Source organism: Brunnivagina elsteri CCALA 953, assembly GCF_002289455.1.
Classification (GTDB): Bacteria; Cyanobacteriota; Cyanobacteriia; order Cyanobacteriales; family Nostocaceae; genus Brunnivagina; species Brunnivagina elsteri.
Genome location: NZ_NTFS01000119.1, coordinates 1 through 15,974 on the forward strand (window position 1 = coordinate 1; position 15,974 = coordinate 15,974).

The 15,974-nt window shown below is 41.3% G+C and carries 17 protein-coding genes; 2 read left to right on the forward strand and 15 right to left on the reverse strand.

Going from position 1 to position 15,974, the window contains the following annotated elements; translation table 11 throughout:
- Nucleotides 1–189: 189 nt before the first annotated feature.
- The 4 genes from gpmI to CK510_RS12550 form a co-directional block, all read right to left on the reverse strand.
- Entirely contained in the window at nt 190–1,791 is a 1,602-nt protein-coding gene (gene gpmI / locus CK510_RS12530) for a 2,3-bisphosphoglycerate-independent phosphoglycerate mutase (protein WP_169927018.1), read from the reverse strand.
- A gap of 289 nt (nt 1,792–2,080) precedes the next feature.
- Complete coding sequence (locus CK510_RS12535; protein WP_095722027.1) at nt 2,081–3,778, reverse strand: ABC-F family ATP-binding cassette domain-containing protein; 1,698 nt, start codon at nt 3,776–3,778, stop codon at nt 2,081–2,083.
- Between the two features lie 294 nt (nt 3,779–4,072).
- Nucleotides 4,073–6,754, reverse strand: a complete 2,682-nt coding sequence (locus CK510_RS12545) for a DNA methyltransferase (RefSeq protein WP_095722029.1) — start codon at nt 6,752–6,754, stop codon at nt 4,073–4,075.
- A gap of 48 nt (nt 6,755–6,802) precedes the next feature.
- On the reverse strand, nt 6,803–7,165 hold the full coding sequence (locus CK510_RS12550; protein ID WP_095722030.1) for a helix-turn-helix transcriptional regulator: 363 nt from the start codon (nt 7,163–7,165) through the stop codon (nt 6,803–6,805).
- 224 nt (nt 7,166–7,389) lie between these two features.
- Between CK510_RS12550 and CK510_RS12555 the strand changes: the two genes are divergently transcribed.
- Both CK510_RS12555 and CK510_RS12560 read left to right on the forward strand, forming a co-directional pair.
- Entirely contained in the window at nt 7,390–7,827 is a 438-nt protein-coding gene (locus tag CK510_RS12555) for a hypothetical protein (RefSeq protein ID WP_211293183.1), read from the forward strand.
- Nucleotides 7,828–7,992: 165 nt separating this feature from the next.
- On the forward strand, nt 7,993–8,781 hold the full coding sequence (locus CK510_RS12560) for a hypothetical protein (protein ID WP_095722031.1): 789 nt from the start codon (nt 7,993–7,995) through the stop codon (nt 8,779–8,781).
- A 261-nt stretch (nt 8,782–9,042) separates the two neighbouring features.
- Here the strand turns inward: CK510_RS12560 and prfA are convergent, their stop codons facing one another.
- The 11 genes from prfA to infA form a co-directional block, all read right to left on the reverse strand.
- A complete protein-coding gene (gene prfA, locus CK510_RS12565; RefSeq protein WP_095722032.1) occupies nt 9,043–10,140 on the reverse strand; it encodes a peptide chain release factor 1 in 1,098 nt (365 codons plus the stop codon).
- A 118-nt stretch (nt 10,141–10,258) separates the two neighbouring features.
- Entirely contained in the window at nt 10,259–10,528 is a 270-nt protein-coding gene (gene rpmE / locus CK510_RS12570) for a 50S ribosomal protein L31 (RefSeq protein ID WP_095722033.1), read from the reverse strand.
- Between the two features lie 163 nt (nt 10,529–10,691).
- Complete coding sequence (rpsI, locus tag CK510_RS12575) at nt 10,692–11,108, reverse strand: 30S ribosomal protein S9 (RefSeq protein ID WP_095722034.1); 417 nt, start codon at nt 11,106–11,108, stop codon at nt 10,692–10,694.
- Nucleotides 11,108–11,569, reverse strand: a complete 462-nt coding sequence (gene rplM, locus CK510_RS12580; RefSeq protein WP_095722035.1) for a 50S ribosomal protein L13 — start codon at nt 11,567–11,569, stop codon at nt 11,108–11,110. The genes rpsI and rplM overlap by 1 nt, the downstream gene beginning before the upstream one ends.
- 95 nt (nt 11,570–11,664) lie before the next feature.
- A complete protein-coding gene (gene truA / locus CK510_RS12585; RefSeq protein ID WP_095722036.1) occupies nt 11,665–12,489 on the reverse strand; it encodes a tRNA pseudouridine(38-40) synthase TruA in 825 nt (274 codons plus the stop codon).
- A gap of 153 nt (nt 12,490–12,642) precedes the next feature.
- Nucleotides 12,643–12,993 (reverse strand): 50S ribosomal protein L17, encoded by a 351-nt coding sequence (gene rplQ, locus CK510_RS12590; RefSeq protein WP_095722037.1) that lies wholly within the window; start codon nt 12,991–12,993, stop codon nt 12,643–12,645.
- 187 nt (nt 12,994–13,180) lie between these two features.
- On the reverse strand, nt 13,181–14,128 hold the full coding sequence (locus CK510_RS12595) for a DNA-directed RNA polymerase subunit alpha (RefSeq protein WP_095722038.1): 948 nt from the start codon (nt 14,126–14,128) through the stop codon (nt 13,181–13,183).
- A gap of 443 nt (nt 14,129–14,571) precedes the next feature.
- Entirely contained in the window at nt 14,572–14,967 is a 396-nt protein-coding gene (gene rpsK, locus CK510_RS12600) for a 30S ribosomal protein S11 (protein WP_095722039.1), read from the reverse strand.
- Between the two features lie 51 nt (nt 14,968–15,018).
- Nucleotides 15,019–15,399: a 30S ribosomal protein S13 gene (gene rpsM / locus CK510_RS12605; RefSeq protein WP_095722040.1), complete on the reverse strand. Its 381-nt coding sequence runs from the start codon at nt 15,397–15,399 to the stop codon at nt 15,019–15,021.
- A gap of 140 nt (nt 15,400–15,539) precedes the next feature.
- Nucleotides 15,540–15,653, reverse strand: coding sequence for a 50S ribosomal protein L36 (rpmJ, locus tag CK510_RS12610; RefSeq protein ID WP_015200862.1), 114 nt, complete (start codon nt 15,651–15,653; stop codon nt 15,540–15,542).
- A 113-nt stretch (nt 15,654–15,766) separates the two neighbouring features.
- Nucleotides 15,767–15,974 (reverse strand): translation initiation factor IF-1 (gene infA, locus CK510_RS12615; RefSeq protein ID WP_444876495.1); only part of this gene is annotated, 208 nt, incomplete at its 5' end.

A 15,974-nucleotide genomic window follows, 5' to 3' on the forward strand; every position in this document is an offset into this window, starting at 1 on the left:
ATAATGTGCAGCCTCACATAGAATTGGTATTAGGAGTTAGAAGTTAGGAGTTAATTATAAAACTAACTCTTAAACTTAAGTAATTATTTAATTTATAACTACATAGTTCATGATTATTAACTCATAACTCTTAATTCACAACTAATAACTACCAACTACCGACTACCAACTCATTAATTTTTAATTTAGCTACATTCTAGCCTTTACGGCGGTGCGATTTCCTCGAACATCGTAATCAGCAGGCTGTACTAAAGAACGTCCTGTCATTTCTTGCGGTTGTGGTAGCTGCAAAATATCCAGAATCGTCGGCGCAATGTCTGCTAGCTTACCATCATCACGCAGGCTGACATCAGTGCCATGTCCAGGAATTTTTGCACCTTCTCCTTCAATCACAATCAAAGGAACGGGGTTAGTCGTATGAGCAGTCCAAGGATTGCCCCCCTCATCTAGCATATACTCGGCGTTACCGTGGTCGGCGGTAATTATTGCCGTGCCACCCGCTTTGTTAATGCCTTCGAGTAAACGACCAACACAACGATCTACAGTTTCGATCGCTTGTACAGTTGCAGGAATTTGCCCTGTGTGACCCACCATATCGGGGTTCGCATAATTTATGACGACTAAGGAGTAAAGATGCTTAGAAATCGCAGCCAAGGCGACATCTGTAACAGCTTCAGCCGACATTGATGGTACTGAATCATAGGTTGCAACCATTGGGCTACTAACCAATTCGCGGTCTTCTCCTGGGAAGGGTTCTTCCAAGCCACCATTAAAGAAATAGGTTACATGGGCGTATTTTTCGGTTTCGGCTGTGCGAAACTGCTTTAGCCCTTTTTGGGAAATAACTTCACCCAGTATATTACTGAGATTTTGTGGTTCAAATGCAACACTAACTTTTAATTCTGGGTCGTATTGGGTAAAGGTAGCAAAGGATAGTGGTTTAATTTGCAAGCGTTCAAAGCCGTTAAATTCTGGACTTACAAACGCTTGGGTTAGTTGTCTGGCTCTATCAGGGCGGAAATTAAAAAAGATGACACCATCCCCTGCTTCAATTGCACCAGGGGCAATTCGTGCAGGAAGTATAAATTCGTCGGTTAAACCTTCAGCATAGGAGGCTTGAACTTGTTCTACAGCAGAACGTCCAACTCCTTCACCATCTTGCACCATGACATCGTAGGCACGTTTGACTCGATCCCAACGCCGATCGCGATCCATTGCGTAGTAACGACCGCTAACTGTGGTAATTTTCGCATTACCGATGCGATCGCAATAATTTTGAAGCAGTCCAATGGCTTTTACGGCTTCGCTAGGTGCGGTGTCGCGTCCATCGGTAATCGCATGAATACAAACTTGGGAAATTCCTTGTGTTTTCGCTAAGTCAAGTAGTCCAAACAGATGGCTAAGGTGTGAATGTACACCACCCTCAGAACAAAGCCCAATTACATGCAGTTTGCCGTTTTGACTTTTCAGGACTTCCTGACAAATTTTAACTAACGCTGGATTTTGATTGATGGAACCGTCTTCAACCGCATCCGAGATGCGTACTAATTCTTGCGGTACCACCCTTCCAGCGCCAATATTTAGATGACCAACTTCTGAGTTACCCATCTGTCCTTCTGGCAAACCGACGGCTTTTCCTGACGTGCGAATGAGGGTATGGGGATAGGCAGCCCACAAGCTATTCATGACTGGAGTCTTAGCCTGTGCGATCGCATTTCCTTGTGTCTCTTCGCAATAGCCCCATCCGTCTAAAATGACTAGCACCACCGGAGCAATAGGTGCTTTGGTCATAATAAAACTGCCCTTTACTTTTTGTAATAACCGAATAATACCACTGCTACCCACCATCGCAAGTGCATTTCTGCCTATTAACTTCTTTTATGAGAAATATTCGTTTTTTTATATATCTCTTAACATTTAAAAAATTACTTGAATTTCGATGCAATAAAAGAATTTACACTCGGATATGGCTTTAGCATTAATCTTTGCTCGAAGTCATGATATGAAGACAGAGGTAGGAATAGATAATTTATTTATTTTATTCCCTTCTGCCTTCTGCCCTCTGCCTTACCTTAATAATCTATTTCTTCGCTTTTTCCTGAGATTTAGCAACTTTTGCAGCCTTCTTTACAGCTTTTTCTGCTTCTATCTCTGCCAATTCTGCCGCTTCTTTTTCCTCTTCCAACTTGCTGAGATAGTAGTGGTAATCACCTAAGTGAATTCTGAAATCACCATCGCGAATTTCGACAATCTTATTAGCAACTTGGGAAATAAAATAACGGTCGTGGGAAACAATAATTGCCGTACCATCGTAATTTTGCAATGCTTGTTCGAGCATCTCCTTCGCGGGAATATCCAAGTGATTTGTCGGCTCATCTAATATTAATAGATTTGCTGGACGTAATAACATCTTTGCTAATGCTAAACGCGCTTTTTCACCACCACTTAATGCCGAAACATTTTTAAAGACTGTATCACCACTAAACAAGAACTTTCCTAAAAGTGTACGAACCTCTTCATTATTCCAATCAGGAACCTCATCATGAATTGTTTCCATGACACTTTTATTCAAATCCAATGCTTCGGCTTGATTTTGCTCAAAATACCCAAGAATTACATTATGTTCCCCAATCTTAGCAACACCATCAGATGGTGCTTCCATTCCTGTAATTAAGCGTAGCAGCGTTGATTTCCCTGCCCCATTGGGAGCAACAAAGGCAATGCGATCGCCACGTTCAATTAATAAATTCGCTCCCAAAAAAAGAATCTTATCATCATATGTATGGGTCAAATTCTTGATTTCCACAACTTCCCTACCGCTACGAGATGAAGGGGGAAATTGAAATTGCAAAGTGCGAACCGAACCTGTTGGAGCTTGAACCCGTTCGATTTTATCAAGTTGTTTTTCTCGGCTTTTCGCTTGGGTACTGCGAGTCGCACTAGCACGGAATTTCTCCACGAAAGCTTGCTGCTTCTCCAGTTCCTTTTGCTGACGTTCAAAAGCATTCAATTGTGCAGCTTGGTTTTCAGCTTTTTGTTGCAGGTACGCAGAATAATTACCCAAATAAGTACTCGAAACACCCCGTTCGGTTTCCACAATCTGCGTACATAGACGGTCTAAAAATTCCCGGTCATGGGAAACTATAACCATTGGGGTTGTTAACTTCTTCAAATATTCTTCCAACCACTCAATTGTTTCCAAATCCAAGTGGTTTGTCGGCTCATCCAGCAGCAACAAATCGGGTTCTTGCAGCAATATCTTACCCAAACCCATCCGCATCTGCCAACCACCGCTAAAGGAACTCACCAAGCGATCGCCATCTTCGACTTGGAAACCCATTTCCGGTAAAATCTTACCAATCCGCGCATCTAAACCGTACCCATCCAGCCCTTCAAACTGACGCTGCAATTTATCTAACTTATTAATTAACTTATCAAGTTCCTCTGGGGTAGCCTTTTCCATGTCACGCTGAAGCTGTGCTAAAGCCATCTGTACCGCGTTAGCTTCCTTAAATACCGTCCAAAATTCCTCGCTCACTGTCCGCGTCGGATCGACTTCAAACTCCTGATTCAGATAAGCTATATGTAAGCTGGCAGGACGAACAATCTCACCCGCAGTTGGTTCAGTTTCCCCAGCGATGATTTTTAATTGGGTAGACTTTCCTGCACCATTGACACCAACTAACCCAATGCGATCGCCCGCTTTCACTTCCCAATTTACATCCTTGAGGACTTCACCAGTCGGGTAAATTTTGCTGATATGTTCGAGTCGCAGCATTCAGTATCTCCAAGGTAACGAGTAGTTAAGTAGGGCGATTTTTCCCATCGTGTCCAATCTTAACAAAATTTAATGCCAAATTTCGTGCAATGCTGACCTTGAAGAAAAAATTTAGTGCGGGTATCTTGCCCTTGTCTTAAATTATGCAAATTAAATGCGGAAAAGCTTATAAGAGATAAAAACCGCAGTGCGATCGCATTATCTCGTTTTTCTACGACTGATTTAATCCTAGGTTGGGTGGAGGCTTTGCGTAACCCAACATCAATAAGGTGATAATGTTGGGTTTCTACAATTCTATGGTTCCCAACAACCAACAATTGATTCTCCTCGCTTTTCTTTCTCTGCTAATTCCAAATTTAATTCTAATAATTTCTCTAAAATATCATCACTTTCTTTAAATCCGTAAGCTCGCATTGCTAGTTTATCTAATTCAGCATGGAGTTTATATAATTTGCTGCTGGGTTCGTGAAAGAAGGCATTATATAGTGCTGTGATTCCCCATTGTTTGGTTTCCATTTGTTCGCTGCGATATTGATGTAGTTCCTTCGCTTTTTCGCGGATTTTATCAACTAGTTTTGTATCGAGTATTTGGGGAAAGGGGAATGTTTCAAAACAAGTATTATGAGTGTATGCTGTTCTATCTTCTAAAGTTGATTTTTGAGCGTGCATCCAAGTTCGATGTACATCAGATGTGAGAATGCCAAAAACATAGAAATCGTCTGAAGCAACAACAACAGATTTATCTCCAGGAAGCCATTCTAAAGGTGCGGGAATAAAGATAGCCCATTTAGAAACTCTAGGAACAGTAAAGTAATGAGATAGAGGTGCGATCGTATTTCTCATTGCTGGTCTTTTTTCGCCATATTTCCACCAGTTCATTCTTGTTATATCTCTACGATTATTATCTCTAACGGGTTTAACAAAAGCTTTTATATGCTCAAAAGGTAATTTATAACTACTAGCATCCTCAATATCCATCTCATTGAAATCAATAATCCATCTTTCCGGTTTTCCCTGGGGATTTTGAGCTAGGTTTGCACCCATTGAAAATAGCTTTAATACTTCTTGATTTTTAATATCAGTTTTTACCCAGCTTTTGACTTGTTTTTCCGTGACTATAAATCCTTCCCCAACAGGAATCACACCTTGAAAACATTTGTTTAAATTTGCTTTTAATCTAACCGCTTGCGAAACATCAATACTTGCTTGCAAAGAAGAATTAATAATTGAAACAGGATTATGATCTAAATAATATTTATCTGGATTTTCCTTACACCAATTCACCAAACTCACATGTACCTTTGCTTCACCAGACCAAACTTGTGTAGAAATAGCCTCATGAATATATCCACCATTTTGAGCCACATAATCTAACGCAGCAACCCGACTTTTCCCCTGACTAATCGAATTTGTCGCAACCAAACCAACCCTACCCTTCTCATCAATATTGTCATGAGCTAATCTAAACCAATAAGCACAAAAATCAACCGAATCTTTAACATTAGGAAAACGTTGAAAAACCCTATCAATATACTCATCACCCAAATTCAAACGCATATGCTTACCACCCAAAAAAGGAGGATTCCCAATAATCGCATTTGCCTTTACCCACTCACAAAAAAGTGCATCCTGACAAACAATATTATTATCCAAAGTATCCAAAGGCAAAGCAGCTTCCGTCAAATTCAAATTATCGATCGCAATCTTTCTTCCTATCATCAAAGTCACCCTTGCCAACTCCACCGCAAACGGATTTGTATCCATCCCAAAAAACTGCTGTGGTGTCACAAAACTCATTTGAATTTGCTCATTTGCACCTCTACGTCGCTGACTAATTTTATCTAACAACAACTGCTCAATTCTCTTCAACTCCTGATAAGCAATATAAAGGAAATTTCCACTACCACAAGCAGGGTCTAAAACACGATAACTTTGTAACTCCAACTGTAAACTCGATAACTCCCCAATTGTCCCCGCATCCTCAATTCTTTCCTCCCAATACCTACTAATAGTGGGACGGACAATCTTCATAATATCCGCTTCGGAAGTATAATGAATTCCCTTTGCGTGACGCTCTTTTTTATCAACCGTTCCCTCAAATAAACTCCCAAAAATAGCCGGACGAACCTTATTCCAATCTTCCCTAGCAGTAACATCCAAAAACTTCAATTCTTCTGGAGTCAATTCAATCGGATGAATCAGAGAAAATAACCCACCATTAAAAAAATCTACACCCTGATATCGTCCTGCTGGCGTAATTCCCGGTTGATTCATTTCCCGAAACAAACCACCTAAAATATCGTAAGAATTCCCCCCACTCAAACAATCTTGAACACAAGAAATAAACATATCTCGCGGTAAAAGTTGCCTATCCTCAGCAAACATTGCTAACACGCACTGTAAAATAAACCTCTGTGCAGTTAACTTGGCAATTCCCCGCTTTTCCAACCCCAAAAGTAACTCACCCATCCGTCTTGCAGCACGTTCAGTGACTTCAACTTGGTTATTATGAAATACTGGGGTACGATTTCCCAACTCCATAAACCCAAACGCACCTGCACGTTCAGGTAACTTTGTCAACTCGACAATATCCACAGGTGTATCAAGTTGAATATCAAAATCGTAAATCCAAAACTCATCAAAATTGCACAAAATCACATACTTGGGACGATTGGGAACCAACCTTGTCCAATAGTCAAACGCTTGCGAATAGTGCTTACTCAAATCTTCCCCCCGTTTCTTCATCTCAATCAAAACGCGAGGTTTCCACACCAAATCCGCAAACCCAGTTTTACCCTTTTTACTACTTTTCTTAATAGCTTCCTCGTAACTCGCACCAGCTTCCAACGCACCCTCATGTCCAAAAGCACGGAAAAACCTGTCCAGAAACGTTTGTGCTTCTTTACGCTCCTCACCTTTGATGTGAGAAAGACAAAAATTGACAAATTTACTTAGAGTATCAGGGGTTGCAACCATTGGAGATGCTATTTCTTACGTAATTTCAACATCTTCCATGTTATTTCATTAACTGGCTTTTGCTTCATCTCCAGGTAATTCTGCAACTGCTGCAAATCGATCCATTACAACACGACCAATTTCTGCCACATCAGCTAAAGGCATTATTCTTATTTGCTTAATAATTTGATTTATATCCGAAGAATTCGACTGTGGCTTGATACCAAGGTAATTTAAAAGTTCTTCAATCGTGTAACCTGCTTTATCGGCAATTTGAGCCAAGTTCTCGATATCGGGAATCGAATCACCTCTTTCCCATGCCTGCACCGTAGTGTATGCTACGCCCAAAAGCTTTGCAAAAACTCGCTGACTCATATCACCACGAGCCACTTTTGCGATTTCACCCAATTTCTTTTTTGCTTCTGGATTCACTGATTTAGCCTTAACAATACCACTGATAAACAAACAAGTTTAATTTACGAATTGTAAATATAGTCTTGACACAGACTATTGGCAGAAATATTCTTTTTGTATACAATGTCAAGACTGGTTTTAAGCATCTATTCTTGAAAGTAGAAATATATTAGTTTATTTTAGCCTGGAAACTCTTTTAGGTTGAAGCGAGCAGTGGAATAATTTGGGGGGAGGGTGTCATCATGACCAAACAGTTAGGCGATCGCAAACTTCAAAGCTTGATATCAGCTAATAAAATTAAACCCGAAATTTGGCGTATAAGCGAATCGGTAATTATCGAAACCTTGAAAAATCGTGGTTTTGATGTCAAAAAAATTAAGAAAATTAAATATCTCAAGCACCAAGTCTGTATATCCTACTGGAATCAAAAAGGTGGGGTATGCAGTGGCTTTTTCAGCTATCGAATTTTTGAACGCTGGCAATCTGCCGTGGAAAAGCTAGTTTACAACTGTAATAGCCTGTATGAGATACATCGTCTCAACAAGTTAATCGAGTACGAATTTACTCATTATCCATATCCCGTGGAAATTGAAGCAGCCATCAATGAAACTATAGAAGCTTGCACTACACAATTCATCGAGCTTGTTAGTTATGGAAACCGTCACTTAGTCGCAAGTTAGTTGTGAGTTAGTGCGATCGCATGAGGGAACACCCCTGTAATATTGCCGTAGGGTTGGGGTTTCCCCACCCTTACTTACGAGTGATAGATAAATCTATAATTGGTATATTTTATTTTCTGTAAGTCCTTTAATTAGCTGTTCTTCACTTAAACCGATTGTTAGCGTATGAAAATTGTCTGTGAGGATTCACTGGTTCCTTTTGAGCATTACTTTCTCCGTAGAGCAGATGTAGCGGATCAGCTAACTCATTCAGGAACTGTAACTGATTCCCTGATTCTCGCAACGACAGCACTTGATGCTCTTGCAAAAATCTGGCTTCATGACTTTCCTGAAACCGAAAAGGAACTTAGTCGTCACTATCGTGGAGGAATTTCGGAATCTATTCGTCTCTCTCAATTACTCAAGCAATTTGCACAAGAAGACCCAGGTGCAAGCAAAGTTGCTGTTGTTTGTTTTGCAGAAGACTGGAAGCTATTTCGTCCAGAAGACAGCGCTCTAGCTCATCAGCTTCTTGATAAACGTTTGAGCAATCATCCCAACGAACTCCTTAGAGTAGATGAGTTACCCAAGTCGTATCTCGATTTGCCTCTTGATGATCTTGAGCGAGAATGTCCTCAAATTGCTCAAAATCCAAAACTGCACAGGATTGCGGAAGAATATGAATATGGAGCTATGCTGTATAAATTCTACCGATGTCCGTTAGTGCATTCATCTAAAAGTTCAGACCGGACTCATGGTTTCACTTGTGGAGAAGAAATTATGTATTATTGGTCATATGTAGATAAGGAGCGAACTACTATCAGTTTTGGTCCCAACTTGATAACACGCTGGTTGAGGATTGTAGCCACAAACTATGTTCAACTTTGTAGGGAACAAGGTGTGATACCTGCCGAAAATCTTGATGCTGGTCTATCACCAGAAAATAATCTTAGAAAACTTTGGAGTAAACTGTAAGGATATATTTATTGTGTAGGCTAACAACGCTTTATAAGGGATGCTAGATTCAAGCTAAAAGCTAGGCTTTTTTAATTCCTGCTCGCGCCCCTGACGGACAACCGTTATCTAAGCATTATTTTTCAAAGATTGTATATCCACAACATCTATAAATTTGTTATTTTTAATTTAAAAGCAATACTTCCGTAGGGAATGACTCCCGCGATCGCACAAAATAAAAAATAAGGGATAACCGCGATCGCTATCCCATTCATCCCCAATTTAATTATTCGCAGAAGCCGCAAGTTCCGCTAATTGGTCTTGCTGATCTTGGGAAATACAAGATTGAATAATATTCTCAATATCCCCTTCCAAAGCGGGAGTTAGGGAAAAATTCTGATTCAAGCGGTGGTCAGTAACGCGGTTATCTTTATAGTTGTATGTCCGTATTTTCTCGGAGCGAGAACCCGTCCCCACCTGTAAACGCCGTGCCGAAGTAATCTCAGCTTGCTGTTCCTGAAGTTTTATTTCATACAACTTCGCCCGCAAAATCTGCATCGCCCGTTCCTTGTTCTGTAACTGGCTGCGCTCCTCCGTACAGAAAATTCGGATACCAGTAGGTTTGTGTAACAAGTCAGCCGCAGTTTCCACCTTGTTGACGTTTTGTCCACCTGCACCACCGGATCGTGCTGTTTTCATTTCGATGTCTTTGGGGTCAATATGCACCTCCACCTCATCAACTTCCGGCATAATTGCCACCGTTGCCGTTGAAGTATGTACCCTTCCCCCAGCTTCCGTCACGGGAACACGCTGCACACGATGCACACCAGCTTCAAATTTGAGTTGGCTATATACGTCGTTACCCTTAATTTCCAGAATAACTTCTTTCCAACCACCCATTTCTCCCAAAGATTCGCTCGCCAAAAGTACCTTCCAGCCTTGGGTTTGGGCATAACGGGTATACATCCGCATCAAATCTCCAGCCCAGATACTAGCTTCATCCCCACCAGTACCAGCGCGAATTTCCAACATTATATTCTTTTCGTCGTTGGGGTCGCGGGGCAATAATAGTACTTTCAAGCGCTTCTCTAGAAAATCAATTTTTTCTTCGAGTTCCTTGACTTCAAAACCAGCTATTTCTTGCATTTCTGGGTCACTCGCAGACTCCTTATAAATCTGACGTGCCCCAATTAAATCATCTTGGGCAATTTTCCAATTGTCGTAACTATTTACAACGTCTTCTAATCCCGATCGCGCTTTTGCAATTGTTTGATACTCATGTTGGTCTTTGGCAGTATCTGGATCGCCAAGACGACGGGTTAGCTCGTGAAAAGTTTGTTCGACAGATTTTAATTTCTCCAACAGATATTGTTCAGCCATGATGCTTACAGCGCTCCTTTAAAAGTAACTAAAATTGGCTTTTGCAAAATACGTAAAATAAATACGTAAAATCGACCCAACAGCTAGTGCAGGGTCGTTATGAAGCAAAGCCAAGCAGCTACTTTTGTTCTTCTTGCGTGCTATCTTCTGGCTTACTTTCTTCCTGACTGCTGGCAGATTGGTCGAACATGCCGTATTTGCGGAGGAAACGTTCTACGCGACCTTCGGTGTCAATAATCTTCTGGTTTCCTGTGTAAAAGGGGTGGTTTCCAGACCAAACGTCTACGTTTAATTCGGGCTTGGTGGAGCCAACTGTCATTACAACTTTTCCGTTGCAAATAACTTTAGCTTCTGGATACCACTGAGGATGAATACTTTTCTTAGCCATTGTTCCTTTTGTGGTTAATCTTATACAAATTATAACTTTCAAACAGTTCAGGAGTGGTGAATTAGGAATTAATAATTTTTAAGGTAGGGGATTTCAATTCCCAAACACGATCGAAAATAAAACTCCTAACTCATAATTCCTAATTCCTAACTTACGGCACAAATTACCGTTTCGAGTACTGAGGAGCTTTACGAGCTTTGTGTAAACCGTATTTCTTCCGTTCTTTAGCCCGTGGGTCACGAGTTAAATAACCTTCAGTTTTGAGTGGGGGACGATTTCCGGGGTCAAGTTGGCAAAGTGCGCGGGCAATACCTAGACGAACTGCGTCCGATTGCCCAGTCAGACCGCCACCTTCGGCTTTTACTAGGATGTCATAATCATTTTCCATACCTAGAGTTTCCAAAGGACCTTTAATGACACCAAGATAGTTAGCATTAAATTGGAAATATAAATCTCCAGGTTTACCGTTGACAGTAAGTTGTCCGGTTCCAGGCACGAGTCTGACACGTGCGATCGCGCATTTACGACGACCTGTGCCAAAGTACATAGCGCGACCGCTATCGGTATCGGTTGCTTGCATTAATTTTCTACTCCAGGAATGGTATTAACTTTCAATTCTTTGGGTTGTTGAGCGGCATGGGGGTGGGTTTCTCCCGCATAAACTTTCAATTTGGTGAACAGTTGTTTTCCCAAACTGTTTTTAGGTAACATACCTTTGACTGCTTGTTCAATAATACGTTCTGGCAAACGGTCTTGAAGTTTGGCGAATGTTTCAGTTTTCATTCCACCAGGACGACCAGAGTGACGACGGTAAAGTTTTTGGCTGCGCTTTTTACCTGTAACGGTGATTTTCTCAGCGTTAACGATGATTACAAAGTCACCTGTATCTAGGTGAGGAGTGTATTGGGGTTTTCTTTTGCCACGTAGAATCATGGCGATTTCGGTAGCGAGACGACCTAAGCGTTGGTCGGCTGCATCGATTACGTACCAGTCGCCCTGGAGGGTACTAACTGGGGGAAGATATGTTTTTTGTGCTGTCATTGATCAATTGTCCTTGATTAATGGTTAATTGGTATTGGTTAATTGGTAATTGTTAGTGGTTAGTTCCTATTAACCATTAACCATTAACTAAATAACTAATAACTAAATACAAATTTGGGCTGGGTATCAAACCAAATTTCTTTTGAAAAGGTCGAGTCTGGATAGCCCACACGCAACAGACATAAACCTTGGGCTGGTGCGGAATGCAATACTTGTTCTCGGAGTTGATTTTTCCAAATTTCGGTGAAGTTAGAAATTGTTCTTTCTCCCGCAGCCACTTGTACAAGCATTCCCACAATAAAGCGCACCATCCCGTACAAAAACCCATCTGCTTGAATTTCAATATGGATAAACGAACCATCGCGATCGCATGTAACTTCCTGTACTTCTACCCAAGAATGGGCGCGTTTGGAATTTGTGCGGCGGAATGCTCCAAAGTCGTGTTTGCCGACGAGGGGTTCGAGTGCGTCCTGGATTAATGATTCATCCAGGGGAGCATGATAATAATGCCAACAAAAGGGTTTGATAAATAAGTTTGGTCGCTGGTCAGTATAGAGTGTGTAACGGTAGCGCCGATACATTGCACTATATTGGGCGTGCCAGTTGGGACTAACGGACGATGATGCCCTTATCAATATATCGGATGGTAGGTACTTATTAAGAACTGCTGCCCACTTGTGGGGTGGTATTTTACTAATGACATTAAAATGTGCCACCTGTGCGGCTGCATGTACTCCAGCATCGGTTCGTCCCGCACCATGTAGATTTACATGATGACCGACAATTTCCGCGATCGCTTTTTCTACTTCTTCTTGTACGCTACGGTGCTGCGCTTGTCTCTGCCAGCCATGAAAATGAGTCCCCAGGTATTGTATTACCAGGGCGACTCGCTCTTGTTCTGTGGTCTGGCTCTCTAACATAACAATTTTTGGATTCTAGATTCTAGATTCTGGATTTTGGATTTTGGATTCGCGCTTAGAATTCAAGATTTATTAATGGTTAGCAAGGAAGTAGCATAACTAAACAAACAAAACTAACAATCAACAACTACGTCCAAAATCTTAAATCTCAAATCATACTAGTTCAATAATTGCCATTGATGCATTGTCGCCACGACGGGGTACAGTACGCATAATCCGGGTATAACCACCCTGACGACTTCCGTAGCGTGTTTCTGCTTGCTCAAATAGGGCATGGACTAGTTGTTTATCAAAAATGTAACCCATTGCTTGGCGACGTGCTGATAGGGAGCCGTCTTTGGCAAGAGTAATCATTTTATCAACTTCGGCACGTACTACTTTGGCGCGAACTAAAGTAGTTGTGATTTTACCATGACGAATCAGTTCGGTTGTGAGCGATCGCAACAGGGCACGTCGCTGATCTGCTGGTTTGCTAAGTTGTTTAACCCGACAACGGTGACGCATAATAATCGACGATGAACAATAAAATACAGAATTAGATATTTGTTATTTGTTAATTATTATTTGCTAGTTATTAATTATTAATTGTTAGTTGTTATTTATTAATTATTATTTATTAGTTCTCAATAATAACTATTAACTCCTAACTATTAACTCCTAACTCCTAACTCCTAACTATTAACTCCAACGATTAATTGTGCTTAGAGCCTCTTTCCATTGGCAATGTAATACCCAAACGTCGCTGTAAAGCCTCTACAACTTCTTCAGCCGACTTTTGACCAAAGTTCTTTATTTCCAATAGGTCTTCTTGAGTATAATCGAGCAAATCAGCCACGGAGTTAACTTGTGCCCGCTTCAAACAGTTGTAAGCACGTACCGAAAGCTGCAATTCCTCGATGGGAATTTGTGCCGTTGGGTCTAAGTCTTCCGTAATTCCTGTATCCTGTTCCGTGTAGGTAAAGTCCTTCAACGGATTAAATAAATCTACCAGGATATTCGCTGCTGAAGAAAGTGCTTCTTGAGGGCTAAGACTTCCGTTTGTCCAAACTTCGAGTAATAACCTGTCTTTGGGTATATTGCTCTCCCCACGAGTTTCTTCAACGCTATAATTAACTTTCCGCACTGGCATAAATACGGAGTCAATTTGTAAGAAATCTAACGATGTAGCTTCTTCACGACCACGTTCAACAGTCCGATAACCTTTGCCTCTTTCAATCCGGAACTCCATTTCCAGCTTTGCGCCTTCTGCTAGAGTTGCGACATACTGAGTCGGGTCCATTACTTCAACTTCACTAGGTAAATCAAAATGCGCCGAAGTCACATTTGCTGGACCTGTAACAAGTAAGCGACCAATCTGAGGTTGAGGGGAATAACTTTTGAGAATGATTTCCTTCATTTTCATCATTATTTCCAGAACATCTTCGCGCACACCAGTAACGGTGGCGAATTCGTGGGAAACCCCTGCGATTCTCACCGCAGTCACCGCAGTACCTTCCAAATTAGAAAGTAAAACTCGTCTCAGTGCGTTGCCTACTGTCGTTCCTTGCCCTCTTTCCAGAGGTTCCAATACAAACTTACTATAATGACTTCGAGTTTCTTCTGTATTGGACTCTACACATTCAATTTGAAATTGCGCCACGAAGCAGCCTCCCTTATTTTAAGTCCTGCTAGCAGGCAATATAAAATTACCTGTCGAATTCACACTTTACCCCTATAGCCCCAAAAGTTAGCCATAACTCTAGATGTCGTCAATAATGATTTTGGGTTTAGCTAAATCATTGAACTGATTGCGACATTTAGAGTCAGATTGTCCAAAAAGCGGTACGGGTGATAAAAATTGATTGGGTTAAGAAGAAGTTTTCTTTATTTAGCTTGCTTAGGATTAAATTTACTTAGATTAAATTTACCTAAACTTGCTGAATTTACTACTGAATTTACTCCCATTCGCCCTTTCTTGGAAGTTTACTATTGACAATGAGTGAGGGGAGCCAAAATGTTTCAATCAAAGCATATTGTTGCTTATGCTTGAAAGTGACATTGGGTGATTCTTCATGTTGTCAACCACTTCCCAATCAATTGTTTCTAAACTCGACGACGCTTGGGTGGACGACAGCCATTGTGAGGGATCGGTGTGATATCACGAATCAATGTAATTTCCAATCCAGCACCTTGTAATGCACGGATTGCGGTTTCCCGTCCTGCTCCTGGACCGCTAACCATAACTTCAATTTGGCGCATACCTGAGTCCATTGCTCGTCGCGCTGCACTCTCAGCAGCTGTTTGAGCCGCGAAAGGTGTTCCTTTTTTCGCGCCTTTAAAGCCACTTGAACCAGCGCTTGCCCAGGATATGACATCACCGTTTTGATCGGCAATAGTCACAATGCTATTGTTGAAAGTAGATTGGATGTAAGCAACTCCGTTGGGAACATTACGTTTAGTTTTCTTGCTCCCGGTCTTTTTATTTGTTTGACGCGCCATATCGATTTAGTTGAGTTAGCGTAAAACTTGCGATTAACAAGCGTTGTTAGTTTATTTACCTGGTGCTTTCTTCTTACCAGCTACGGTCTGTCTTCTACCGCGTCGAGTTCTAGCGTTGGTACGAGTGCGCTGTCCTCTGACTGGTAAGCCCATGCGGTGGCGACGACCTCTGTAGGTACCAATGTCAACCAAACGCTTGATGCTCAGAGCTTCTAAGCGTCTCAAATCACCTTCTACTTGGTAATTGCTTTCGACTTCGCCGCGCAAAGCAGAAACATCGGCATCATTTAAATCCTTAACTCGTATGTCTGGATTTACGCCTGTAGCTGCTAAAATCGCTTTGGAACGCGATAGTCCGATTCCGAAAATATAAGTTAGACCAATCTCAATCCGCTTATCGCGTGGAAGGTCTACTCCGGCAATACGTGCCACTGTGAATGTCTCCCTATATTGCTTGTCATGTGTTCCAACATACAACTAATCTTGGGTCGCTAATGCTGAGTAGTTGTATTGGTTGTATTGTCAGATTTGCGACGTTTTACGAAATCTCACAAAAATGAAATTTATTTAGCTTATCCTTGGCGCTGTTTGTGCTTGGGATTTACGCAAATCACCATCACGCGACCTCGACGTTTAATCACGTTGCACTTCTCGCAAATCCGTTTAACTGAGGCTCGAACTTTCATTTTCCTAACCTGACTCCAAATATTAGATTATAGCATTTTTAGAAAAAATATTCAGTTTAATTGCTGGATATTACCCAAAAAATTTTTGTTGTGGTAAAATCCTGTACATCGACCTATTTTTTCCGCAATCGATAGGTGATTCGACCTTTGCTTAAGTCATAGGGTGTAAGTTCTACTTTGACGCGATCGCCTGGTAAAATTTTGATGTAGTTACGGCGGATTTTGCCGGAGATGTGAGCTAGCACGTTAAAGCCATTATCCAAGTCAACGCGAAACATGGCGTTGGGCAATGATTCTGTAACTGTGCCCTCCATTTCAATT